At 46.9% G+C, this 24611-nt stretch carries 28 protein-coding genes; 14 read left to right on the forward strand and 14 right to left on the reverse strand.

Going from position 1 to position 24611, the window contains the following annotated elements; genetic code table 11:
• The first annotated feature begins 113 nt into the window (after positions 1-113).
• Positions 114-497, forward strand: a complete 384-nt coding sequence (locus FIU82_RS04295) for an MmcQ/YjbR family DNA-binding protein (RefSeq protein WP_138508749.1) — start codon at positions 114-116, stop codon at positions 495-497.
• 7 nt (positions 498-504) lie between these two features.
• Here the strand turns inward: FIU82_RS04295 and FIU82_RS04300 are convergent, their stop codons facing one another.
• Positions 505-930: a CBS domain-containing protein gene (locus FIU82_RS04300; protein ID WP_045978239.1), complete on the reverse strand. Its 426-nt coding sequence runs from the start codon at positions 928-930 to the stop codon at positions 505-507.
• A 207-nt stretch (positions 931-1137) separates the two neighbouring features.
• On the opposite strand from FIU82_RS04300, the gene FIU82_RS04305 reads away from it, so the two are divergent.
• On the forward strand, positions 1138-1728 hold the full coding sequence (locus tag FIU82_RS04305; RefSeq protein WP_022945313.1) for a YqaA family protein: 591 nt from the start codon (positions 1138-1140) through the stop codon (positions 1726-1728).
• Here the strand turns inward: FIU82_RS04305 and FIU82_RS04310 are convergent.
• Positions 1718-3217, reverse strand: a complete 1500-nt coding sequence (locus FIU82_RS04310; protein ID WP_152440428.1) for an amidase family protein — start codon at positions 3215-3217, stop codon at positions 1718-1720. The two genes, FIU82_RS04305 and FIU82_RS04310, sit on opposite strands and share 11 nt — an antisense overlap.
• A 145-nt stretch (positions 3218-3362) precedes the next feature.
• Here FIU82_RS04310 and FIU82_RS04315 point away from each other — a divergent pair, with 145 nt between their 5' ends.
• Positions 3363-3713, forward strand: coding sequence for a hypothetical protein (locus tag FIU82_RS04315; RefSeq protein WP_138588804.1), 351 nt, complete (start codon positions 3363-3365; stop codon positions 3711-3713).
• Positions 3714-3802: 89 nt separating this feature from the next.
• Positions 3803-4156 (forward strand): hypothetical protein, encoded by a 354-nt coding sequence (locus FIU82_RS04320; protein WP_138588803.1) that lies wholly within the window; start codon positions 3803-3805, stop codon positions 4154-4156.
• Between the two features lie 17 nt (positions 4157-4173).
• On the opposite strand, the gene FIU82_RS04325 is transcribed toward FIU82_RS04320, so the two are convergent.
• Both FIU82_RS04325 and FIU82_RS04330 read right to left on the reverse strand, forming a co-directional pair.
• A complete protein-coding gene (locus FIU82_RS04325; protein ID WP_045978237.1) occupies positions 4174-4560 on the reverse strand; it encodes a hypothetical protein in 387 nt (128 codons plus the stop codon).
• Positions 4561-4635: 75 nt separating this feature from the next.
• Entirely contained in the window at positions 4636-5862 is a 1227-nt protein-coding gene (locus tag FIU82_RS04330; RefSeq protein WP_152440429.1) for a GGDEF domain-containing protein, read from the reverse strand.
• Between the two features lie 177 nt (positions 5863-6039).
• Here FIU82_RS04330 and FIU82_RS04335 point away from each other — a divergent pair, with 177 nt between their 5' ends.
• The gene (locus FIU82_RS04335) at positions 6040-6735 is read left to right on the forward strand and encodes a LiaF domain-containing protein (protein WP_152440430.1); all 696 of its coding nucleotides are present in this window, start codon (positions 6040-6042) and stop codon (positions 6733-6735) included.
• A gap of 38 nt (positions 6736-6773) precedes the next feature.
• Here FIU82_RS04335 and FIU82_RS04340 read toward each other — a convergent pair whose 3' ends face one another.
• Positions 6774-8114: a sigma-54-dependent Fis family transcriptional regulator gene (locus FIU82_RS04340; protein ID WP_152440431.1), complete on the reverse strand. Its 1341-nt coding sequence runs from the start codon at positions 8112-8114 to the stop codon at positions 6774-6776.
• 163 nt (positions 8115-8277) lie between these two features.
• Here FIU82_RS04340 and FIU82_RS04345 point away from each other — a divergent pair, with 163 nt between their 5' ends.
• Genes FIU82_RS04345 through FIU82_RS04355 form a run of 3 tightly spaced genes read left to right on the forward strand, consistent with a single transcriptional unit; the run spans position 8278 to position 10072 of the window.
• Complete coding sequence (locus tag FIU82_RS04345; protein ID WP_053910258.1) at positions 8278-8754, forward strand: DUF2383 domain-containing protein; 477 nt, start codon at positions 8278-8280, stop codon at positions 8752-8754.
• Between the two features lie 45 nt (positions 8755-8799).
• On the forward strand, positions 8800-9441 hold the full coding sequence (locus tag FIU82_RS04350; protein ID WP_152440432.1) for a sulfotransferase family protein: 642 nt from the start codon (positions 8800-8802) through the stop codon (positions 9439-9441).
• Positions 9442-9499: 58 nt separating this feature from the next.
• Positions 9500-10072, forward strand: a complete 573-nt coding sequence (locus tag FIU82_RS04355; protein WP_152440433.1) for a tRNA-(ms[2]io[6]A)-hydroxylase — start codon at positions 9500-9502, stop codon at positions 10070-10072.
• A gap of 24 nt (positions 10073-10096) precedes the next feature.
• Here the strand turns inward: FIU82_RS04355 and FIU82_RS04360 are convergent, their stop codons facing one another.
• Positions 10097-10648, reverse strand: coding sequence for an HdeD family acid-resistance protein (locus FIU82_RS04360; RefSeq protein ID WP_022945301.1), 552 nt, complete (start codon positions 10646-10648; stop codon positions 10097-10099).
• 293 nt (positions 10649-10941) lie between these two features.
• Between FIU82_RS04360 and FIU82_RS04365 the strand changes: the two genes are divergently transcribed.
• The 5 genes from FIU82_RS04365 (at position 10942) to FIU82_RS04385 (ending at position 17147) form a co-directional block, all read left to right on the forward strand.
• Positions 10942-12513 carry a mechanosensitive ion channel family protein gene (locus tag FIU82_RS04365; RefSeq protein WP_172972701.1) on the forward strand — a complete coding sequence of 524 codons (1572 nt, stop codon included), beginning with the start codon at positions 10942-10944 and terminating at the stop codon, positions 12511-12513.
• A 338-nt stretch (positions 12514-12851) separates the two neighbouring features.
• The gene (locus FIU82_RS04370; RefSeq protein WP_022945299.1) at positions 12852-15119 is read left to right on the forward strand and encodes a TonB-dependent receptor; all 2268 of its coding nucleotides are present in this window, start codon (positions 12852-12854) and stop codon (positions 15117-15119) included.
• A 123-nt stretch (positions 15120-15242) separates the two neighbouring features.
• Entirely contained in the window at positions 15243-15539 is a 297-nt protein-coding gene (locus FIU82_RS04375; RefSeq protein ID WP_022945298.1) for a hypothetical protein, read from the forward strand.
• A gap of 84 nt (positions 15540-15623) precedes the next feature.
• Entirely contained in the window at positions 15624-16280 is a 657-nt protein-coding gene (locus FIU82_RS04380; protein WP_152440435.1) for an HAD family phosphatase, read from the forward strand.
• A gap of 42 nt (positions 16281-16322) precedes the next feature.
• A complete protein-coding gene (locus tag FIU82_RS04385; protein ID WP_253946345.1) occupies positions 16323-17147 on the forward strand; it encodes a DNA ligase in 825 nt (274 codons plus the stop codon).
• A 29-nt stretch (positions 17148-17176) separates the two neighbouring features.
• Here the strand turns inward: FIU82_RS04385 and FIU82_RS04390 are convergent, their stop codons facing one another.
• The 4 genes from FIU82_RS04390 to FIU82_RS04405 all read right to left on the reverse strand — a co-directional run bounded on the left by FIU82_RS04390 (position 17177) and on the right by FIU82_RS04405 (position 19841).
• Entirely contained in the window at positions 17177-17644 is a 468-nt protein-coding gene (locus tag FIU82_RS04390; protein WP_152440437.1) for a methylglyoxal synthase, read from the reverse strand.
• 31 nt (positions 17645-17675) lie between these two features.
• On the reverse strand, positions 17676-18308 hold the full coding sequence (locus FIU82_RS04395; protein ID WP_151173034.1) for a LysE family translocator: 633 nt from the start codon (positions 18306-18308) through the stop codon (positions 17676-17678).
• Positions 18309-18407: 99 nt separating this feature from the next.
• Positions 18408-18590, reverse strand: coding sequence for a hypothetical protein (locus tag FIU82_RS04400; RefSeq protein WP_152440438.1), 183 nt, complete (start codon positions 18588-18590; stop codon positions 18408-18410).
• A 66-nt stretch (positions 18591-18656) separates the two neighbouring features.
• Positions 18657-19841 (reverse strand): multidrug effflux MFS transporter, encoded by a 1185-nt coding sequence (locus tag FIU82_RS04405; RefSeq protein WP_152440439.1) that lies wholly within the window; start codon positions 19839-19841, stop codon positions 18657-18659.
• A 149-nt stretch (positions 19842-19990) separates the two neighbouring features.
• Here FIU82_RS04405 and FIU82_RS04410 point away from each other — a divergent pair, with 149 nt between their 5' ends.
• The gene (locus FIU82_RS04410) at positions 19991-20464 is read left to right on the forward strand and encodes a hotdog fold domain-containing protein (protein WP_138508762.1); all 474 of its coding nucleotides are present in this window, start codon (positions 19991-19993) and stop codon (positions 20462-20464) included.
• 2 nt (positions 20465-20466) lie between these two features.
• Here FIU82_RS04410 and FIU82_RS04415 read toward each other — a convergent pair whose 3' ends face one another.
• The 4 genes from FIU82_RS04415 to hppD all read right to left on the reverse strand — a co-directional run bounded on the left by FIU82_RS04415 (position 20467) and on the right by hppD (position 24606).
• Positions 20467-20892: a polymer-forming cytoskeletal protein gene (locus tag FIU82_RS04415; protein WP_138508763.1), complete on the reverse strand. Its 426-nt coding sequence runs from the start codon at positions 20890-20892 to the stop codon at positions 20467-20469.
• Positions 20861-21964 carry a M23 family metallopeptidase gene (locus FIU82_RS04420; protein ID WP_152440440.1) on the reverse strand — a complete coding sequence of 368 codons (1104 nt, stop codon included), beginning with the start codon at positions 21962-21964 and terminating at the stop codon, positions 20861-20863. The genes FIU82_RS04415 and FIU82_RS04420 overlap by 32 nt, the downstream gene beginning before the upstream one ends.
• A gap of 157 nt (positions 21965-22121) precedes the next feature.
• Positions 22122-23429: a fumarylacetoacetase gene (gene fahA, locus FIU82_RS04425; protein ID WP_022945289.1), complete on the reverse strand. Its 1308-nt coding sequence runs from the start codon at positions 23427-23429 to the stop codon at positions 22122-22124.
• Between the two features lie 130 nt (positions 23430-23559).
• Entirely contained in the window at positions 23560-24606 is a 1047-nt protein-coding gene (gene hppD, locus FIU82_RS04430) for a 4-hydroxyphenylpyruvate dioxygenase (protein WP_130147455.1), read from the reverse strand.
• Between the last annotated feature and the right edge of the window lie 5 nt (positions 24607-24611).

Consider the following 24611-nt stretch of genomic DNA (forward strand, 5'->3'; position numbering starts at 1 on the left):
CGGATATGAGGTACTTTTTCAATATACTTGTGGGGTATTAGATTAAATGATTAGATTAAGCCTTACTTGGGCGAGTGCTTGTCCTAGTTTGCTTAGCCTTAAAAGGAGTTTATATGGACAGTCAAGGCGTACATGATTATTTGCTCACTAAGCCATTGAGCTCAGTGGGGCAGCCCTTTGGCCCTGGGGTCGACGTCTACAAGGTAAAAGATAAAATGTTTGCCACCCTAGCGCTTGGAAAAATGGGGAAAGAGGATAAAGACAATCGCCACTGGCGCGTAAATTTAAAGTGTGACCCTGATGAAGCCCAGGCTCTGCGCGATATTTTCACTGCGGTCATCCCTGGTTATCATATGAATAAAAAGCTATGGAATACGGTGATACTGGATGGCTCCATTCCAGCGGGCGAAATCCAAAGAATGATAGATAATTCCTACACTTTGGTGGTGAGTAACATGCCCAAGAAAGAGCGTGAACAGATTTTGTCGTTACTTTAGTGTCTGCTTATTTACCGGCCTTGCTTTGATAACGCTCGAGTAACAGACGCATAATATCGCGCCAAGTCACAATCCCCACCGGTTGGCGCTGTTCATTAACGATAGGTACACAGGTAATAATATGTTCGTTAAATAACTTCACCACATCAATAAGTTGCGCATGTACTGGTAAGCAAACAGGGGAATGAGTCATAATTTGGCTAACGCGTTTATTGAGAGTGGCTAAGTCGGCTTTGGATGCCGAGGCCTTACCAACATTCGGGCTTAATGCCTTAAAAATATCGCGATCAGAGACGACCCCAACTAATAACGATTGCTCTACCACCAGCACATGGTGAAATTGCGTGCGTTTGAAAATATCATTGACAACGCGCAGGGTGTCATCGGGTGAACAAGTAACCACTGGCGTGCTCATTAAGTTACTTAACTTCATAGGCGCTGGTTCCCATACAGAAACGGTTAAAGTGACTGCTGATACACTGTTTTTATTATGACATTTAACAGTCTTATACGTGACTAAAAGCCTATAAGACTGCATTAAGTGTAGTAAATATAAGCTTATAAAGCTTCTTTGCTGAGCGAACAATAGCAGAGACATTAGTACACACTAAACTTTTGAATTTTATACAAGGCACATTGGATGGCAATTTCAAAAACGTTAAAGCATAAGACCCAAAAACTCGTAGACTCGAAGCATATGCTCAAAGGCATCACTTTCGCTTCTTTTTTAGAGTCGACCATTGTGCCTATTCCTTTAGAAGCGGTGATGGTGCCATTGATGCAAGCACGACGAGATAAACTATGGTTAATCGCGCTTATGGCTACTTTGGGCTGTATAGTCGGTGCCTTATTTGGTTATGCCATCGGTTATTTTTTGTTTGACCTGGTCGGTCAGTGGGTCATTGATACGTTCTCTAGCCCTGAGCAATTTGAACAAGTCAAACAACAGATGCAAGCACAAGGATTTTGGTTTGTGCTCACGTTAGGTATCGCGCCTATTCCTTTCCAAATAGCGATGCTGGCTGCGGGAGCGACCAAGTACTCCCTATTAATGTTCGTTTTAGCCAGTGCAATAGCGCGCTCAATTCGCTATTTTGGCTTGGCGGCGGTGGTATATTTTGCTGGTAATCATGCCGAGCGGGTGATCAGAAAACACAAAACAAAGGCCATTGCTGGCCTCTCTATTGCGGTGCTTTTATTGTGGTGGGCAGCCAACGCGCTTAAAGGCTAGTGTGCTCAAGCAGTGAATCAATGGTTTTGGCCGCTGCAATGGCTTGTTCATCGCCGCCGACATTCGCCATAACAGAAAACCCTACAGGCAGACCCTGAACATCAGCTAAAGGCAGAGTAATGTGGAGCGTACCTGCCACGGCAGCGAGCGTGCTGGCGCCACCGAGATAATGGTCGCCATTAATTTTATCAATCTTCCATGCCGGAGAGTTGGTGGGGCTGATGATGGCATCAAGCTGATTTGTTGTGAACCAATGTTGCAGTGCATTATGCGCAGTGAGGCGATACTGCTTTAATGCCTCCAAGTAATCTTCACGTTGGGCTTGTAAATCGATGGCATTTGCTTGACGTAACAGTTCTTGACCGAAGTAGGGCATGGTGCGATCTTGGTGCTGTTCATTAAAAGCGATCAGCTGGCTTAGCGTTTTCACCTTTACCTGCGCTGGCGTGGCGGCCAAATAGGCGTTCACATCGCGTTTGAATTCATACAATAACACTTGGAACTCTTGGCGGTACATACTACCCAGATCAGCTTGAGGCAGTTCGATAAGTTTAATGCCATGGCGCTCTAATTGCTTGAGCTGCTCTTTAAACACAGCCTGGGTCTCGGCGGTAAAGTGGCTGTAATCAACATAGCCAAGCGTTAATTCCTTTGCCCTACTGGGCTTTACCTCTGTGTAATTGATGGTGCGAAAGGCGTGGTGGTTTGGGTCTTGGGCGTCGGGTGCGGCGATGACCTGAGTCGCTAATAACACATCCGCTAGCGAATTAGCCATTACTCCAACGGTATCCTGACTTTCAGCTAACGGCACCACACCCACGCGGGAGACTTGACCATAGCTAGGTTTGAGCGCATAAACACCATTTGCCGCAGCAGGGCAGACAATCGAGCCGTCGGTTTCAGTGGCTAACGCGAGGGGCGCGAAGCCCAGTTTTACCGCCACGGCTGAACCAGAACTGGAGCCGCATGGGCTGCGGGTTGCATCAACGGCATTAGCCGTTTGGCCACCTAGGGTACTCCAACCAGATGAAGAGCTGTTGGAGCGAAAGTTCGCCCACTCGCTAAGATTGGCTTTACCGAGGATAATGGCTCCGGCGCTGCGTAACTGAGAAATGACCTGGGCATCGGCGCTGCTGACATTCTGCGCTAAGGCCAAGGCCCCAGCTGTAGTGGTCATGTTAGCAACGGCTATATTGTCTTTCACCAGTACCGCCATACCATGAAGTGGTCCTTGCCATTGACCTTCACGAGCCAAGTTATCAAGGCGCTGCGCATCGTGTAGGGCGTTATTGTTAATGGCCATCACCGCACGATAGTTATCATTTAGCGCGTCAATACGTGTTAAATAGTGTTGGGTAAGCTTAGTGGCAGAGCTCTGTTCACTATGAAGTTGTTGTTGAAGGTGCGACACTGTTTCGGTCTTTTGCGCATTGGCGCTGAAGGCCATACACAAGAGCAGTGTTGATATCGTAAGCCGGGTGTGGTTCACGAGCGTATCCTTGTTGTTATTATGTGCCTTTAGATTAGCGGCCTTCGTTGTCTGCGGTCAACTGCAATAGGGTGAGTGAAGCGCTTGCCAACATCGGTGTCATTTGCGTTACTATGGCTTCTTTCATAACCCATGGACGATAGCTATGAGCCAATATTTACACCAAGCCTTTCAAGACCTTCGTATCCGTAAAAATGACGTCACGAACGACCAAAACAAACTCCGTTCGCAAGGTAATAGTGCGCATTTGCAGGCACTGGAAGAGAAAATCGACTCCCTATATTTAATGAATTTAGCGGCATTGGAGTTGTTGCAAGATATGGGAGTCAGCCGCAGCGATATTTTACGAAAGATAGAGGAAATCGACCTACGTGATGGCAAACTCGACGGTAAAGTCGCATCGTCGAGTCACTGCAAAGACTGTGGCCACAAGGTGAGCCCTCGTCGCCGTCATTGCTTTTACTGCGGCGCTAATATCGCTCAGCTGCAATTTTAGCTCCCTCCTTAGTTGCTGCACTAAAGTTAAGCCTAGGGTCAGTGATCAGTCGCTAGGTTATAAGCTCGAATAGAGCAAAGGGGCAAACAGTGCGATTACTAACAGGGTTGTTACTGACGTTATCACTTGCGGCGTGTAGCGAACCACAAACCCGCTATTACGCAAGTTATGCAGATGCACACAGAGCACAACTATTTGAGCAGGGAGAGCTACCTGAGGTATTGCCGCTATCGGCCAAGGCATTTCAAGTTAACACTCATGCCGATAGAAAACGGGCGACGGGACGCTTTAAAATTGCGCCAGCGGATATCAATATCTTTGTCAGCCGGTTACAGCAAAGCCCATACCCAGGCTACGAATTTGTGTATTATCATGGCGCACAGGTGTGGTTGTTTAATATACATAAAGACGGCAAGGTGGAGTACCGCTCACATTCAAAGTGAGGCAATACCCCGTTGCGTTAGACTACTAATTCAGCCTGAATATGGCGTATTAAATTATTGACCCAATTGACATACTGGCGATGGATTTTCTTGCCATCGTATCTTAAATTGACAGAGTCAACATACTCTACCGAAAACTGGCTCGGGGTATAATTAATATCAACCGTCAACTGATGAGTGCGAATATTGAGCACCGCAGCAACGACCCCTTCGCTTTTAGCTGCACACTGCCAGCCGAGCTGCAGGCATGCTTTGATAATGGCTTTTTCAATATCCTTATCACTGTGGTTTTGGCTCTGAGCCATAGGAATGGCATTATAAGGAAAGTCTCGCACTGGCACTGTGGTTTTGCAGGCACTCAGGGTGAATAAGGCCACCAAGGCAATGACAAGGGTGTGACGCATTTACTGATCTCCGTGTAAAAGCGTTATTGTCTCTTAAAAGTTATTATTACTCAAACCCTTGTATGTCGGTTTGTGTTAGCCAGTAGAAGCCGTGGTGGTGTCGCTATGATGGGTTTCAACCAAGCAGTTACGGCCACGGCTTTTTGCCTCGTAAAGGCCTTTATCCGCTTCAATCAGCATCTTTTTAATATCAAAATGGCCACTTTCTCGGCAAGTGACGCCGATGCTAATGCTCAGCGGCAGGCGCTGATGGTGCCAATAAAATGAGCCCTCGGCAATGGCCTTACGTAAGCGATCGCCCACTTTGAGCGCCGTGCATTGATGAGTATTGGCTAAAATCACAGCGAATTCCTCTCCGCCAATACGCGCAGCTAAATCATCTTCTCTGAGTTGCTCGCGAATGCGCTGACTCACCCATTGCAACGCAGCGTCTCCGCCATCGTGACCAAACTGATCATTGACCTTCTTAAAGTAATCCAAATCTATCATCATGACTGCAAGCGGCTGCTGCTTAGCAATACACTGCGCGAGTCGTTTTTCGCCTTCATAGAAAAACGCACGACGATTGTACAAGTTTGTGAGTGGGTCGAAATTAGCTAAGTTAGTGAGTTTAGCTTCTGAACGTATGAAAAAAAGCATTGGAAACACCAATGCAGTGCAGGTGGTCAGTAGTAAGTGAACAGCAAGAACTAACTGTTTGGTCCAAGGTAGTAATGATTGCTCCCAGTGCAACAAATTGGTAAGCAGCAGGCCCGTTTGAACCAACATTACCAGCGCATGCAAGGTGACGAGAATAAGCAAAGTAGCGGCATATATATTGCCTTTGGTTGTGGTTCTAACAGCCGCTGCAGCGGCAAAGAATAGTGTGGCAATAGCCATAGAGGTGTAAATCTGCCCCCACAGTGGTTGGTGGTGCAACAACGCCAGTAACAACGCACTGAAACCCAGAATAAAATAGATAGACAACGGGTTGTGGTGTTTTGAAGAGCAGTACCAGAGTATACCTCTTAGCACCAGCAATGGCGCTGTTATCATCAATAGTTGGGCGCTGTAATGGGTCAGTACCGGTAAGTCGATAAACACACGCAGAGTCGCGCTTATTTCAGCTAAACTAAATACCAGACAAGATAACCCCCAGTACAAAAAGCTTCGTTGTGCACGTTGGTAAAACACCAACAACAAAAAGACGCCAATAAAGGCGTTTAGTAAAGTCGATACCACTATCAATGTTGGTAGATGTAACATGGCACTCGGGATGTTGGGGTGACACTTGAAGTTTAGTTCACCTACTTGGCGTCGCAACCCGCGCCATGGGGAGTTACTCAGTAAAGATAATTAAAATATCGTTAATTAAGCGTAAATATGGTGGTTTTGGCGAATGCGGTGAACTGGCTTAATCTCCATCTGACTGAAACTAAAGGAATTAATATTTGGCGCTGATTTTGCTTAGGTAAGCAAAACGACAACAGGAGTGTGAACATGAGTGTTCCTTTAAAGGACAGGCCGTTAGCGCAAGTAAAAGAAGAGATCATCGATCAGCTAATTTTAAATTACAGTCATGGTGAAATTTCAGCGCAGGCGTTTGAACGTCGCCTTGATCAAGCGTATGACTGCAGCTGCCAAGAGCAACTAGCAACATTGGTTGCTGATCTGCCGCTGCACAGCGACCCACGCTACAACAGCGAGAAGGCGGCACGTATGCGTACTCCTTTCACGCAAAGTAGCGAGCAGGTTAATGGTGAGAAAATTACCGCCATATTAAGCTCGGACCAACGCAGCGGTGAATGGGTTGTCCCTAAAGAGATTCATCTAAACAACTATTTGGGAAGCATTGAATTAGACTTTACCAACGCTATCTTTTCTCACCCTGAAGTACACATTTACGTTAATTGTATTTTGGGCAGTGATGAAATTGTGGTGCCAGAGAATGTAGGTGTGCAAACTCAGACCACCAATATCATGGGGTCACTGGTTAATAAGCGGGTCTCACTTGGGCCGCGATACGAAGATAAACAGCGACCGCGCATTATTATCCATGGGCGTATTATTCTCGGGAGTGTGGAAGTCAGTATTAAGCGAACGATGAAAGAGAAATTAAAGGCCTTTGCCTTTGATTTACGTGATTTATTTGATGGCCGAGAGCAGGGTAAAAGCCGTAACCGATATGATGGCTAGAATGTCGGGGCTTGTTCATAGCAAGCCCCGTAAACTGATTAGTCCTGAGAGTACTTTTCTAGTTTGTTGTAGAGTGTTTTCACACTAACACCTAATTGTTCAGCGGTATCCGTTTTGTTGCCGGCGTTCTCTTCCAAGTTTTTTAAAATTGCCGCTTTTTCCAACTCTTCCAAAGAAATTCCAGTAGGAATATCGACGCTGTTGTTGTCGCTTTTGCTTACTGACTCACCCAATGAAAGGTGCTCTGCTTTGATTACGTCATCGGCTAAGATCATTGCCCGTTCAATGGTGTGTTTTAGCTCCCGCACGTTGCCTGGCCAGTTATAAGCAGCAATGCGGCTAAGTGCATCGGTAGCGATACGTTTGTGGCTCAATTCTTGGGCATTACGGTAGGCCAGGAAATGCTCAGCGAGGCCGGTGATGTCATTGCCTCGATCGCGCAGTGGTGGCACCCGAATAGGGAAGTGCGCTAAGCGGAAGTATAAATCCTCACGGAAAATGCCATCATCAATGGCTTGTTGCGGGTTACGGTTGGTTGCACAAACAATACGCACATCGGCATGCTTCACTTGTTGACTGCCTACGGCGCGATACTCTCCGCTTTCGAGCACGCGCAGTAACTTAACTTGTTGCTCTAATGGCATCTCTGTCACTTCGTCCAAAAACAGCGTACCGCCTTTGGCTTGATCGAAGACCCCTTGGTGGTTGCGGTGTGCACCTGTAAATGCGCCTTTCACATGACCAAACAACTCGCTATCAATGAGCTCTGGGGAAAGCGCACCACAGTTTATCGCAACGAAAGGTGCTTGTGGCTTATCGCCAGCAATATGAATGGTATTAGCAACGAGCTCTTTACCAACGCCACTTTCGCCAATAATCATCACGTTGGCGTCAGTGCGTGCGACCTTACGAATAGTGCGATACAACTTGTGCATAGACTTAGAAGAGCCGACTAATAAACCAAATTGGTCAAGGTCGCTGGACTCAACGGCTTTACTTGATTGACCAGCTTCACCAAACAGTTCGTAGCTGTCTTGCAGGGTTTCGCTAATCAGCTCTAAATCATATGGAGCGCGATAATGGAACCCAGCACCATCGCGCATCAACTTATCAAGATACGGGTTTGGCTTGCCTTTGCTTAAAAACAAAAACTCAACATGCGACAGAGCGTCAGTTTCGCACAATGTAGTATAATTCTGTTCAGTGAACTCTTCGATTTCGACTAGTGCAATGTCACAACCTGAATGGGCAACTTGCGCTTCCCACGGCTCAAACTCGTTTGCGTAGACCAGCTGAAATTTCTTTAATACGTCTAGCTTTGCCAGCTTCGAGACCAGCTCGGGATCGCTGAGTTGTACAAACATTTTAACCTGGCGCATGTGCGACTCTCCTTCAAAGAGTTGTAAAAATAACAAGTCAGCGGGTAGATGTTACTCGGGTCCAGCGAGAAGATCCTTCTAACCTTCTGAATTATAATAAAATAAATAATGGTATATGAATTGCAAGTGAACTAAGTACATCAGCGACCATAGGAGTCTAAATATGGTTCATCTTGACCAATCACAAGCAAAACGTGATAAAAAAATTGCCAAAGACATCACAAAGCTGAACCGAGATGCGGCGACGTTTTATAAGCAAGCAGCTGAGCAGGTCAGTGACTACAACGTCAGGCATGTCTTCATTAATATGGCAAAAATACGGGAACAAGCCCAGTTATCTGTCTACGATGTGGATGAAAATCCCGATCACAGCAGTATAGAAAATACTTGGCTGGGTACAGCGATCGCTTGGTACGCGCAAGCTAAGAGTCATTTTTCTAACAGGCCTGAGCAGTCAATGATAATCGATCTCATTGAGTTCGAGAAGAAGTTATTGGCGAAAATAAAAAAAGCAGTCAGTGAAGCTCGCGACCCAGCACTCAAAGGCGCTTTAGCGAGTATTACTGCCGATATCCAGATGTGTATCGACCAACTCAGTGCATGTAAACCAGCGAATACTCGCAGCCACGCAACGCAGTGAGTACAATAACGGCCATAGCAATGTTTAACAACCCATACTATGGCCATGTCGAAAATATTTGTGATAGGTTTACCGCGCAGCGGCACCACCAGCGTGTGTGCTGCTGCACTCGATTTAGGTCTTCGCACCGCCCACACAGCTTATACTAAAGCGTGTTTTGAGCGTGCGGAGCTCGTTGCCGACACACCCTGCTTTAGCCACTACCCGGAGCTGGCTGAGCGCTTCCCTGAGGCAAAATTTGTGCTCTTGCAGCGGCAACCAGAGCGTTGGCTGGAGTCTATCCAACGCTTATTGCAGCGAATGAGTACCAATTTATTGAGCGATACAGGGGGGTTTAGTCCGCTTCTTAAAGCAAGTTACCATCGTGTATTTTCGCCTTTGAATGAACAAAGCCTAGTTGATGGTAAGCACCTTGAATATTGCTATAAGCGGCATCAGCAAAAGGTATCGACGTATTTTTCTCAGCAAGCGCACCGTTTACTGACAATTGATATCAGTGAGCCCCATAGTTTTCAGCAATTTTGCCAGTTTGTTGGAGCCAATAGCACGAGCAAGCAATTTGCGCACCTTAACCAGCATAATAAGGTGATGGCTTGGCGCGACTTAAAGCACCCGCTGAAAGTACCCTCCACGCGCAACGGCAAGGTCGATAACCTTGAGGCGTGGCTTAGGGGGGAAGCGGTATGAGTGCGTGCAAATTTGGTATAGAATGCCGGCCATTGTTTGTATACCCATCATATTGACTATGTTCGAACTCAAATACCACACGCCAGCACAATGGACTGACGCTGTACTGGCCGATTTTGACGCATTTTTACAAGACCATGCTGGCGCTGAAAAAAAAGCCTCGGGCATGGCGTTGTCGATGCTGTCTCACTACCCAGATAAACGCAAGCTCGTTAAAGCGATGACTGATTTAGCGCTCGAAGAGATGATTCATTTTAAACAAGTGGTTAAGTTGTTAAGCGAGCGCGATGTGAACCTAGGGGATGATAAAAAAGACCCTTATGTGAATCAGCTGCGAGGCATGTTTCGCCATGGAAAAGACGTGTTTATGATGGATCGGCTGCTGGTCGCGGCTGTGATTGAAGCTCGAGGCCATGAGCGCTTCGCGCTAATAGCTGAAGCGTTGCCACCTGGTAAAGACAAAGAATTTTATGTCGCGATTGCAAAATCAGAAGAAAAACATAAAAACTTATTTGTTGAGCTTGCTTATGAGTATTTCGACAAGGCTGAAGTCGATGCGCGGTTAGCCCAAGTGATTGAGCGCGAGGCACAAATTTGCGCCTCTTTACCATTTCGTGCAGCCTTACACTAATAACTTAAATTCGACTAGCGCGAGCTAGTCGAATTGCTTCTCGAGGGTGCGTAACTTAACCCCTAGCCAACATAAAATAAGGCCAAACACAAAGGCATACAGAGCGACTAGCCAAAGCATGGCAATAATACCTTGTCCGGGGTTGAAAATAAGGTAGCCACCAAATAACACCGACAATATACCACTGATTAATATAAGCGTGGTGCCCTGTAAATGTTTAGCTAATTTCACTGCCGCAACGATTTCTGTAACACCGATAGCGACTGCCCAAAAGGCGATGAGGTAGAGCATCACGTAGGCCGTTAGTTGGGGCATGATCAAGGTGATAATAGCCGCAACAATCCCCAAAAGGCCGGCTATTAAGGTGACAAACCAATAGCCGTTCTGGCCTTTTTGTTTTAACGCCAGCCAGACTCTTGAGCCGCCATCAAGTAAAAAGAAGGCCGCAAAAATAAAAATTAACACGTTGATAGTTAATTGCGGTGATAACCAAGCGATGGCCGCAAATATGATTGCTACTAAGCCTTGCAGTATGAAAATGGGCCATTGTCCGGGTAGTGACTTTGCGATACTCATCATCCCTCCTCGCGATAACAACACAGTTCAAAAGATTGCGCCCGTGCTACTTATCGATGCAGCCTGCAAACAGGCTAAGTGGTTAAATTGATAGTGCCAATTGCTTAGTCAATCTAGCAAGTGCTTGCTTTGAAGGCAATTTATATCGACCCACGTGCGCAAGTTTGGCGCTTATGGCTATGCTTTATAGAGTGCGAAAACAGATGGATGATGTGATGAACCCTTGGCGTAGTTTCAAATGTGGGCTTTTGGCCCTTGCCCTTGTTTTACCTTACTCGCTTGAAGCCAAAGTTATGGTGAAAGAAATTTTAAACAATGAGCAACAACAGGCAAAGGATAACAGTGAGCACGCCGAGCAGTCTACGTTACCAGACAATGAGGTTGCTACTAACGAGCACCCAATAATTGATGAGTTTAATCGACAAACGCCGCGTAGTGCTATGCAGGGATATTTGCATGCAGCCCACCAACGCGACTTTGAGCGTGCGGCGCACTATTTGGACTTTCGCAATTTATCGCTGCAAGCTCAGGCGATGAATCATGCTGAGCTCGCGCACACCCTCTATTTGGTGCTTAATCGCACTTTATGGGTAGATACGCAGGCGCTGAGTAATCACCTCGCAGGCAGTCGTAATGAGCCTGTGCCTAGTTATCGCGACCTAGTGGGAGAGATAGACACCTCACGAGGAGCGGTGCAAATTTTATTGCAGCGTGTGCCCGGTGACACCCCGGGTAACTACATATGGAAAGTGTCCAATGCGACCGTAAACCAAGTGCCATTTTTACGCCAAGAGTTTGGTTATTCTCAAGCGGGTGAGTGGCTGTATCGCCACCTACCTCATGGAGCATTTTTAGGGGTTGAGTTGTGGCAATGGGTTTATTACAGCCTGAACCTGCTCGCATTTTTACTGATTGCTTATCTAAGTACGCGCATTTTTCTGTATTTGCTATTGCGTGCTAAAGCCGACGTGAGCCAGCCAGCAAAAGCGTTAGTAACCGGGCCATTATGTTTTTTACTGGGGATTGTGTTGGCCCGCACTTTCTCCTCGGAGGCTAATTCCACCTTGGCCACCCGGGCTATATTCGAAGGCGCAACTTTGTTAATTCTGGCGTGGACGTGGTTTTTGCTTAAAGTCGTTGATGTTATTCGTTTGCGTCTAACGTTACGCTTGCAACGCAACAACAATACTCAGGCCGAATTTTTACTGCGCCCTGCAGGGAATGTCGTGAAGATTCTGCTGACTCTTATTGCCTTATTAGTCTGGTTTGAGAATTTAGGTTTTAGTGCCACAACACTGATTGCCGGGCTTGGAATTGGGGGCTTGGCGCTGGCCTTAGCAGCACAAAAGTCGGTAGAAAACATTATCGGTGCGATTACTTTGTATGCTTCTGCGCCGGTCAAAGTTGGTCAGGTATGTCGTGTTGGTCGCTATTTTGGTGTTGTTGAGGAGATAGGCCTGCGTGCGACGAGAATGCGCACTTTGGAACGCAGCGTTATACACATAGCAAATGCCAAGTTTGTCGATATGGAAATTGAGAACATATCTGAGCGTGAGCGCATAGCCTATAGACCCGAGATAGTACTTGAGCGCTCAACTCAACACCAAGTGTTAGCGCAGTTATTAGAGCAGATCCGCGAGATACTTGAGCAGCACCAAGATATTGCCGACCAACCGTGTCGAGTACGACTCAGCGGGTTTGTGCCCAGAGGCATAAAAATAGACGTGTTAAGTTATGCACAAACCACAGACTTTGACTATTATCTGCACATAGTTGAATCGTTAAACCTACAAATTATCGAGCGCTTGAACCGACTAGGGATCGCATTAGCTGCGCCTGAACCACTGAGTTTTGCAAAACTATAATGCAGGCAGAGCGAGATATAGCAAATGTGTCTAGGTACGCAAGGGTGAATTTGTGCTTAAAAGGACAAATGTCCTTATTTGCATCTAAAATCGGTTAAAAAAATCAAACCTGTATCTAAAAGTAGATAAATGTTGCAAATTAATGAATTTTTACTGAACTAATTTCAGATTTCAGTGCTATAATTCTCGCCCGTAATGTTCAGCCTTATTTTTGCTCTTACACTCTCAAATTTAAGGTCCGCGCTCGAGGATGCGCGCAAAATTGAACATTGTGCCAGGTGAAACGGCGCTACATATCTACCGTTGAACAAAAGAGTGTACAAAAGGCTAAAACCAACATGAAAGCAATGAAACGTACCACGCTTGCAACATTAATTAACGCAGCGTTGTTCTCAGCCGCTGCCGGCTCTTCATTCTCTTCAATCGCTGCTGAACAACAAGGTCCTGCAGCAAAAGACAATTCTCTCGAAGTTATTCAAATTACCGCACGTAAGCGTGTAGAAAACGCTCAGGAAGTGCCTGTTGCGGTATCTGCACTGCAAGGTGATGGCTTAGAAGCCTATAGCTCTGCGGGCATGGACATTCGTTTTATGAATGCGAAAATCCCAAGTCTATCTATTGAATCTTCGTTTGGTCGTTCATTTCCACGCTTTTATGTTCGTGGTCTAGGTAATACAGACTTCGATTTGAATGCCTCACAACCGGTTTCGCTTGTTGTTGATGAAGTTGTTCAAGAAAACGCCATTCTAAAAGGCTTCCCAGTATTTGACGTTGCTCGCGTTGAAGTGCTTCGTGGTCCACAAGGTACATTGTTTGGCCGTAACACCCCAGCAGGCTTGGTGAAGTTCGATACGGTCAAACCGAGTCAAGAATTTGAAGGCTATGGTTCAGTCTCATATGGTAGCCGTGGTGCCGTAGATTTTGAAGGCGCTGTCGGTGGTGGGTTAACCGATCGCCTGTCAACGCGTGTCTCTTTGCTATGGCAAGAAAAAGACGACTACATTGATAACCGCGCGCCAGGTTTTGAACAAGAAGATGTACTTGGCGGCTACAGTGAAAAAGCAGCGCGTGTACAATTCTTGTACGAAGGTGACGACTTCACCGGCTTGTTTAACTACCACGTACGCGACCTTGATGGTACACCTATCGCCTTTCGCGCCAATGCTATTAAACGCGGTAGCAACGATTTAGTCGACAACTTTGAGCATGACGTGGTTTACCACGATGCTGCATCGCGCGCGACGCAGCAGGTTGAGTCGCAAGGTGCGAGCCTTAAGCTTGAGTGGGACGTTAATGATTTTTACACCCTGACTTCTATTTCTGCATGGGAAAGCGCAGAAATTTATTCGCGCGCCGACATTGACGGTGGTTACGGTGCTGCGTTCTTACCGGACATGGGCCCGGGTGTTATTCCATTCCCATCTGAAAGTGCCGATGGCATCCCAGATCAAGACCAATACACACAAGAGCTTCGTCTATCGAGTAATTTTGCCGGTGACTTCAATTACCAAGTGGGTGTTTTCTACTTTGATGAAGCATTAACCATTGAAAACTTTAGCTATGACACCTATGGTGCGCAGCCTGGTATATTGAATGGCTACGTGATTCAACAGCAGGATACCAAAGCATGGGCGGTATTCGGCTCAGCGGATTACACTTTGACTGATGATTTGAAAGTCACTGTGGGTCTGCGTTACTCAGACGATGAGAAAGAATTCTCAGCAAATCGGACCCAAAGCCCTGTCGGCGGCGGTGCATTGCTCCTTACTGAGAACCCAAGTGATGACCATGTGAGCTGGGATATCTCAACCAATTACAAAGTGAGCGATGACATCAATTGGTACGCTCGGGTAGCAAATAGCTTCCGCGCTCCAAGTATCCAAGGTCGTATCTTATTTGGTAACGAAGTGACGATTGCAGAGTCTGAAACCGTAACCTCTTTCGAAACCGGTATTAAGTCGGATATTCTTGATGGCCGTGGTCGTGTCAATGCGGCGGTATTCTATTACACCATGGACGACCAGCAGCTTACTGCGGTTGGTGGTGGTGCTAACTTTAACCGTTTAGTGAATGCTGATGAAACCACCGGTTATGGCTTCGAAGTTGATACCCAGTGGGTGTTAACCGACAACCTTAATGCGACCTTTAACCTCAGTTACAATAACACTGAACTGAAAGATGACACCTTAGCAGTTGATGTCTGTGCACAATGTATCGTTACCAACCCTGTTAACAACAGTGGCCAGGCAATTCTTGACGGTAACAGCCTACCGCATGCGCCTGAGTGGATCTCAAACCTAACGCTTAGCTATATGAGACCTATGGGCGAGGGTGATTTCTTCACTTACGCCGATGTTTCTTACCGTAGTGAAATCAATTACTTCCTATACGAGTCTGTTGAGTTTGAAGGCAAACCGCTAACGGAAGTAGGCCTACGTGCTGGTTATACTTGGTACCAGGGTGATAACGAGTATGAAGTATCAGCTTTCGTACGCAACATGTTTGATGAGCAGCAAGCTATCGGTGCTATCGACTTCAACAACAACACCGCAATGGTGAATGAAGAGCGCTACATCGGTGCTGAATTTAAAGTGAGTTTCTTCTAAGCGAGAATCATTTCTAGCTTTATTGAAACCCGCCAATTGGCGGGTTTTTTCGTTTATATTGGGAGCTTGAGCTGGTAAAGTTTGCGCTAAGCCCTAAGGGGAGTGTTTATAGAGAGAGTAACTATGTCTGGATTTTGGAACTACCGCGTTATTTTGGCTGAGGAAGCCGGAAAAGAGCCGCTTTATCAGATTCATGAAGTGGAATATACCAGCAATGGTAAAGTGACCAATTGGTCAGAGACCGGCGCTGCGCCCTTCGGACACGACATAGAAGAGCTAAAAGCGGATGCTGAGCGCTTAAAAAGTGCCTTTGCGAAACCGGCTTTGAAAGTCGTTCGTCAAGCCAGAGGCTATGAACTGGTAGAAATAGAAAGTGGCGAGCCGGCTTCAGCAGAGCCGCCTGCAGGAGTACAGCAATAAGCATCTAGCGGCCCATTTTACTCGCCCTTGCTGATACATTTCATAGCGGTCGGGGCGGTAACATGAACATGAGAGAGTACCCACATGATCACCACCGTATTATTTGATTTCGACGGCACTTTGGTTGATTCCGAATCGCTGCACTTTCAGTGTTGGAATAACATCTTAGCACCTTATGGTATTGCCTATGATGAGGTGGAGTTCTGCCAGCGTTACAGCGGTCGTCCAACCTTGGCATCCGCGAAAGAGGTGGTCACACAGCATAATTTGGCGATTAGTGCAGAGACATTGGCGCAGCAAAAAAATGACCAGTTTGCCAAAGTGGCCGCCACTTCTTTACCACTGCTAATGCCCTATGCGCTGGAAATTTTGCAACATTGTCGTGAGGATGGCTTCAAGATAGGGCTTGTGACCGGCAGTACGCGTGATGAGGTGATGCCAATATTGCACGGTTACGAATTGGCAGAGTACTTTGCCTGTGTGGTCACCAAGGACGATGTTAGTGAGCCAAAACCCGCGCCGCAGCCCTACCTTTTAGGCCTGTCCTTATTAGGTGCGAATGCGCAGCAAAGCCTCGCCATTGAAGACACCCATACCGGCTCTATGTCGGCCAAAAGTGCTGGTCTGCGCGTTGCTGTGGTGCCCAATACACACACTCTTACCCAAGATTTTAGCCACGCAGATGGGCGCTTTGCTAACCTGGCGGATTTATATCAACAGTTGCTACAAATCCGTAAATAGCCACTACACTAAAGAGTAAGCGAACAGCATAAGGATATGGTCATGCGCTTACTCTTCACATTAATCCTTTTAGCCAGCCCCGTATTGTGGGCGACGACACCGCCGTTGGAGTTGGCGAAACAGCTCACTGATAAACACCAAGTAGAGCGCTACCTTGCGTCGGAAAAGTACGACGGGATCCGTGCGACTTGGATTAACGGCGAGTTGCGCAGTCGTGGTGGTTTACTTATCAATACACCCGCTAATTTTACCGCAAACTGGCCATCGATGCGCCTTGATGGTGAGCTCTGGGCGGGACGAGGGCGCTTCAATCATGTCAGTAACACCGTATTAGACAATCAACCCAATGCCCAGCATTGGCAGAACATTCGCTTTATGGTGTTTGATGCACCGAGCGATAAACCTTTTTTCAAGCGCTACAGTGACTATACACATGCGATAGCTCACTGCGACTGCAATAACTTAGAGGCGATTAAACAACATCGCTTTAACACCCGTGCACAATTATCGCAGTGGTTTAATGAGTTAGTTAGCCAAGGCGCGGAAGGGGTGATATTGCACCGTCGTGATGCGCGTTTTAATCCCGGGCGCAGTGATAATGTTTTAAAACTGAAACCTTACATGGATAGCGAAGCTAGAGTCATTGGTTATCAGCAGGGACGGGGTAAATATCAAGGTATGCTCGGTGCCCTGATAGTCGTTGATAAGCGCGGTAAGCAGTTCAAAATTGGCACTGGGTTTAGCGACGCCGAGCGGGCAAATCCTCCCGCTATTGGCAGTACTATTACGTTTAAATACCATGGCTATACAAAAAATGGCGTGCCACGTTTTGCCAGCTATTTGAGACAAAGAAAACCGCTTAATTAATGCGCTCTATCAGCGTCGTGGGCAGTGATTTACTCGTTGTCGAGGCTTCTGTCGGCGAGGTAATTGTCATAATCTGGTAAGCTACGTGGCATAATGCTTTGCATGTAAGTGCTTGCTAGCAACATATCGGCTGTGGCTTCATTACAAGCCACGGGGATATTCCAGACCGCAGCTAAGCGCAGTAGCGCTTTAACATCGGGATCATGGGGCTGAGATGAAAGCGGATCCCAAAAAAATATGAGCATATGGATGTGATGCTCAGCGATTTTTGCTCCAAGCTGCTGATCGCCACCCATAGGCCCACTTAGCAATCTAGTAACACCTAACCCCGTTTCTTTTTCTATGCGCAGCCCCGTGGTTCCTGTGCCGTACAGATTATGCACTTCGAGTACGCTTTTATGACGCTGACACCAATCTACCAATGCTTGCTTTTTGCCATCGTGAGCCACTAAAGCAATGGTTTTAATTGGCGGAAGGGGCTGTTGTTTTTGTTTCACTGCTGGGCCTCAATAAATCGTATTTATCATTTTATAACAGCAGGTTGATAGCCAATGCAATGAAAATTAAGCCAGTCAAACGGTCTATCCAGCACTGTGCACTCGGGTGAGTCTTAAAGTACTGGGCAATTTTATCGCCGAAATAAATATAGGTGCAGTCAATAGGCAGCGCCAGTACGGGATAAAGTAGTCCAAAGATAGCCAGTTGAGCAGTGGTCGAAGTGGCCAATGAAGGGTCAACAAACTGCGGAATAAAGGCAATGAAAAACAGAGCCACTTTGGGGTTTAGCACTTCCGTCATCATTGCTTGAAAAAGTGGGCTTTGCTTTTTGACACTGACATGCGGTTTATCCTCTTGCTCTATAGCCGTTGCTTGCCAGCTTTGCCACAGCGTCATGATCCCTAAATAGGCTAAATAACATGCCCCTAAATACTGCACGGCTGTATAGGCTGTCGCTGATGCTTTCAGTAATGCAGATAAGCCAACAACTGCAAAAAGGGTATGAATAACACCACCGAGTGCGAAGCCAATAGCACATTGAATCCCTGCCTGGCGACCGTTGGCAAAGGTTTGCGCCATTAGAAATGCATTAGAGGGGCCGGGGCCCACGGCAATAAGGAAACTGGCACCAAGAAATGAAAGTAATAGTTCAGGGTTGAGCATGATGGTGTGCTTAAAGCTAAAGCGATAAATCTATCAGCTTAGCTATGAAGAATAAAGCGGGCATGAAGCCCGCTTTGAATGTTTGTCAAAGGCAGTAATTTAGAAATTAACAGTGATGGTTGCTGAGCACACGGTTGAACCTTGCTCACAGACTTGATAGCCAAAGCTGCCCCGCACTTTACCTAAACTATCGGTGTAGCTATTGGTGTTAGCGGTGGTAGTGAGCAAGTCACCATTGCAATAAATATCCACACTGGCCGTTGCTACGCCGTCGTAGCTCAAGTGTATATTTTGACCAATAGCCCTGTAGGTGTGCTCAATTGCTTTTAAGTGTGACCAGCTGAATACTTATTTGTGCAACAAACGTCCTCGCTTACTTAATAGCACTAACCAAAATGGCAATAACGCGGCGATGTGCAATGCAATGGCAACGGGGGCTGCTAGTTGTAATTGCTGACTTAAAAGCACGAGTACGCCAGCGCCACTCATTTGCATAACGCCAACAAGTGCCGAAGCAGTACCGGCTTGTTTGGCAAAAGGCGCCAGTGCTGCGCCAGCTGCACTGCCCAAAATCAGTGCATACCCCATTGCACATACAAACATGGGGAACATTAACGCAGCGATAGCGCTAGAGTGTCGCAACAACACTAAGCTTCCGGCACTGACTAATAGCAAAGATAGCCCCCACAGTAAGGCTTTACGGCTAGATCGCTTTATAAATTGAGGAGCGATAAAGCAGGCGAGGACACTCAAGGCACCGTTAACGGTGAACCAAAAGGTGAAGGTGCCAATATCATGGCCTAGGTGCTGCATGATCCACCCTGGGGCTGCGGTCACGAACATCAAGATGGAACTCATAGTGATCATCGCTATGGCCGCATTAAAAGTAAAAATGGGCGAGCGGATAATGGGCATAAAGCGTCGTAAGTCGAGGAGGTGACCTTGATAGTGACTATCCGCAGGGCGTGTCTCGCGATACAGCATAAGGGTGGCGATGATACCAATCACAGCCCATAGCGCCATAAATACAAAATTGCTCTGCCAAGAAAACTGTACGGTTAGCCAGGCCCCTAAAATGGGGGCCAGTGCTGGGATAAAACACACAATGCCATTTAAATAGGTCAGCATTTGTCCACTACGGGCAGGTCCAAAAACATCGCGCACAATGGCAAAGGCAGCCACAAATGTCGCGCATGCCCCCAAGCCTTGAAATGCTCTTGCGACTAGCAGCCATTCGAAGCTCGGTGCCCAGGCCCCGGCCAGTGCCGATACCCCATATAACACGGCTCCTCCGATGGCGACAGGGCGTCGGCCTATCTTGTCGGCAAGCGGACCGGCAGCTAGCTGACCTAAGCCAACGGTGAGCATAAATACGGCAACGCTTTGTTGTAATTGTGCTTGAGACACAGCCATTTGCTCGGCCATAACCACAAAAGCGGGTAAATAAATATCAATGGCGAGTGGACAAAATACCACTAGCAGCATCAATACGAGCAGCAGGGTTTTACTTTGCTTGGAAGATGAATGACGCACAGACTCAGTAATACTCTAATAATACAAGCCAACATTGTAAGAGTAACACTATTAGATACCAGCATTTTCGTGTTATTTGTTTGTTATGAATTGATTTTCGCGGCGATTCTAGGTTTACTGGTAGGATGAGTTAGAAAGAGAACCTTATCATGTCCACGCCCCCTTTACTTAAAACCTATAAAAAACTGACCAACTGGCCATTTGGGCACTGGTTATTCTCCAAAGCCGTATGCTTTAAAGCGCCTTACTTTGGCTCAATAAAGCCTTTTATCACTCTGTTAGAGCCAGGCAAGTGCGTCGCCCAAGTAAAAAACCGCCGTGCTGTGCATAACCATATCGGCACCATTCATGCGATTGCGCAATGTAATGCTGCTGAGCTTGTCGCTGGGGTGATGACCGATGCCACGGTGCCACATAAAACCCACCGCTGGATCCCCAAAGGGATGACGGTGGAGTATCTGAACAAGGTGGACACCGATATGACAGCAACTGCGCACATCCCACTGCCACATCAATGGCAAGATAAGGAGGACTTGCTGGTTCCTGTCGAAGTGACTAATACGCGAGGGGAAATTGTATTCCGCGCGACGATAAACATGTATATCACCGCGCGAAAAGGGTAAAACTACTTGTTGACTTGGCTGTCAGCAACATCATTGTTGCTGACCACGCTAAAGCTGTCTTTTTTGTTTAACTGCTTTATTTGTCCTTCCATGGTCGCACCGGCGGCAATGCTTAGGGTGTCGTGAAAGACATCGCCCTGTACTTGGGCGGAGCTTTCAATCGCCACTTTACTGGCACTAATTGAACCACTTACTCGACCTTTTATAGTCACATCAGTGGCTTCAACACTGCCTTCAACTTGACCTTGGCTGCCAATAATTAAGGTATCAGCTTTAATGTCGCCGTCAATACGGCCATCGAGCTGAACTTCGCCTTGGCTGGAGAGGGTGCCTGTTAAGCGAACATCTGCCGCTATCAATGATGGGGTAGCTGTATTTTTACTCAAAGCGGGCCTACTATTCTGTGTATCTTTGTTCTTTGAAAACATCGGTTAATGCCTTGGTGATTTTTACCGGATTAATATGTTTGTTGTTATGCAGCACTTCATAATGTAAGTGAGTCGCTGTGCTACGACCGGTACTTCCCATAAGCGCGATGACCTGTCCTTTAGTTACGGTGTCACCACGTTTTACTTTAATTTCATTGAGGTGGCCAAAGCGGGTGCTAAAGCCATTTGCATGCTCTATTTCGATGAATCGACCATACCCGCCGTTGCGCCCTGCACGAACGACAGTGCCCTCAGCAGGTGCAAAAATCTCGGTATTGCGCCAGGCTGCTAAATCCACGCCTTTGTGCATAGCACGGCGGCCATTCATGGGATCCTTACGCAAGCCAAAACTGCTGGAGATATAATAGTCGGCAGCGGGAAGTACATGTGGAACTTGCGCGAGCATGGTTTCTAATTGGTTAAGTGTGAGCAGGCGATCGACTACATCCATTGACGTGTCGGTTTGCTGATCATCAAGGATCAGCTCCAGTGGTCCACCTTGAGCAATGGCTTGTTCACTCTTTTCGAGGAGCTCGTCCATCACCGTTTGTGGTAACCCGGCTCGAGCAATAGCTTCAGACAGTGCCTGTTCGCGCTTGGCAATCACTTGGTCTAGCAGCGTAAAGGTGTTGTCGTGGCCTTGTGTTAGGCGAGCCACACGAGTATCTATATTACTGTCACTGACATCTGTGGCCTCAAAGGGTAAACCTTGCTCTGGCATTAATGAAGCCGGTAAGGTTGCCAGCACGCTTTGTGTTAGTTGTTGGCGTTGCTCTAAATGCCCCAACTTGACGATTAACTCATCTTGCGCCAACCGTGCTTGTTGCAATTCGTGTTTTAGCTGTTCATTTTCGGCCAGTACGTCGCCGCTGGTGTGTTGTAATTGCGTTTGTTGCCAGAAGTTATAGGCACCAAAGCTCGCCAAGGCACCAATGCATGTCAACACCCCAAGGGCAAACATGCACTGTTTGGTCGTGCTCATTTCAACAACTTTGACTTCGCCGTGTTGACGGATCAAGAGCTGCTTAGCTGGGAATAACTTAGTAACTAAGTATGATGGTGTTAACTTCATAGCGACAAATTACTGACAAAAACGCAGCTAAGATATCAAGGTGAGATTAAAAAGCCAGCAAAAAATTGTAACTGAACGGAAAAAAAGTGCGACTTATCGCACCCTGAACAGGGGATAAATCGCACTTTTTTATGGCGTATTGCCATATTAAAGAATGTTATTTAGCAGGGAGCACGGTGCCACGGCATTCGCCAAAACCGATACGAGCATAGCCCTCCTTTTCGCACCAGCCACGCATGATTACGGTGTCACCATCTTCGAGGAATTTCCGTTGTTCGCCATTGCCTAAATCAATGGCCTCTTTGCCGCCACGAGATAGCTCTAACAGTGAGCCCGCCTCTTCGTGCTCAGGACCAGACTGAGTACCTGAACCTAGCATATCGCCTGGCTGGAAGTTACAGCCGTTAACGGTGTGGTGGGCGACCATTTGTGCCACGGTCCAGTACGAGTGTTTAAAACTTGACTGTGATAAGCGGTACGGCGCTTTGCCCTCGCTGCGCATTTTTTCGGTTTCAACAGCGACATCCATTTGAATATCAAGCGCACCGAGCTCGCGGTTTTTGCTGGATTCAAGGTAATCAAGCGGCTGAGGGTCATTTTCGTCACGTGTCCAAGCGAGACGGTAAGGTGCTAGCGCTTCGTTGGTAACAATCCACGGCGATACGGTAGAAGCAAAGTTTTTCGCTAGGAATGGCCCAAGCGGCTGATATTCCCATGCTTGCAAATCACGTGCAGACCAGTCATTGAAAAGACAAAAACCAAATACATGGTCATCAGCGTCATCCAAGGCAATAGTGTCGCCCAGCTCATTGCCTTTACCAAGATAAATGCCAAGCTCTAATTCATAGTCCAAGCGCTTGCAGGGACCAAACGATGGCGTATCGGCATCAGGTGCCTTGGTTTGACCTTTAGGGCGCGGGAAGCTTTGTCCACTTACGCCAATGCTAGAAGCGCGACCATGATAGCCAATGGGCACCCATTTATAGTTTGGTAGCAAGGGGTTATCCGGACGGAATAAACTGCCTACAGCCGTAGCGTGATAAATCGAGGTATAAAAATCAGTGTAGTCGCCGATGTGACAAGGCAGGTCATACTCGACGTCACTCTGTGCGATTAACGCATCTTGCAGCTGGTTTTGTAATTCGCTATCAGTGCGTAAGGCGCGCGATAAAGCCAGACGTAATGCTGACCAATGGGCTTGGCCCATGGCCATAAATGCGTTTAGATTTTTTCCTGCTGCGGCTTCAACAGCTTGTTGTGCCTGCTCATCAAATAGCTCTAGGCGTGCAACTGTGGCTAGGTCAAGGACTTGATCGCCAATGGCGACACCACCGCGAAAGACTTCGTTGCTGCCTTTGCGACGAAAGGTGGCAAATGGCAAGTTTTGGATAGGGAAATCGGTATTGGCGTTGGCTGAGCTGACCCAACTGGTTAAATTCTTATCGTGCGTTTCATTGAGTTGCATAAGAGATTCCTTTTGCTGATTCTAAATTGGTTATTGAGCCGTTCACACAAAAAACAAGGGCTCGAAACGTGAAAAAGCAGTACCCGCCATAAATGGCGAGCCTGCTTTTAACGCTAGATAAAAAAGGGAATTATAGAACGCCACGGCGCTCTTGATCGCGTTCGATAGACTCGAACAGCGCTTGGAAGTTACCTTCACCAAAGCCACCATCATCAACACGCTGGATCATTTCAATGAAGATAGGGCCAAATAAGTTCTTGGTGAAAATTTGTAGTAAGTAGCAGTTTTCTTTTTGGCTATCGACCAAAATTTGATGCTGCTTGATTTTCTCGCGGTCCTCTTTGACCCAAGGCACCCGGTCAAAAATAGTGTCGTAGTAATGCTCGACAATGTCCAAGGTGGCGATATTGCTCTTATCTAGCTTATCCAAAGAGCCGACTAGGTCATCAGTTAAGAAAGCCAAGTGCTGCACGCCCGGACCATTGTACTCGTCTAAGTACTCATCGATTTGGTTGTTGTTGTCATCCTTACCTTCATTGATTGGAATAGAGAAGGTGCCGCAAGGTGACTTCAATGCATATGACAGCAGTGCAGTTTTTTGGCCTTTAATATCGAAATAACGTACTTCGGTAAAACCAAACACATCTTTATAGAAGTTAGCCCATGTTTCCATGGTGCCTTTGTAAACATTGTTGGTTAGGTGGTCGATACGTGTGAAGCCTTTGCCTTCAACCACATTCGGTTGTGCTAAATCTTCAAAATCGGTGTCATAAATTGAGCCGTTGTCGCCAAATTTGTCGATAAAGTAAATTAAGCTGTCACCGATGCCGAAAATGGCTGGGTAAGGCATGTCTTTATTAGTCGCATCGGTTGCTGGTTTGGCACCGCGCTCAACCGCCACTTCAAAGGCTTTATTCGCATCTTTTACGCGCCAGCCCATAGAGCAAATGGCAGGGCCATGGCTTTTAGCAAACTCAGCAGAAAAACCACCGCGCTCATTGTTTAAAAGGAAGTGAATGTCGTTTTGGTTGTAATAAACAATGTCTTTACCTTTAAACTTCTTCAACTTTGAGAAGCCAAACTCACTAAAGATAGTGTCCATATAATCCGCATCTGGGGTTGCGTATTCAGTAAACTCGATGCCCATCAGGCCGAGAGGGTTATTTACTTCGCTCATGTTGT

Origin of the sequence: Pseudoalteromonas sp. THAF3 (assembly GCF_009363775.1) — a bacterium.
GTDB classification, from domain to species: Bacteria; Pseudomonadota; Gammaproteobacteria; order Enterobacterales; family Alteromonadaceae; genus Pseudoalteromonas; species Pseudoalteromonas ruthenica.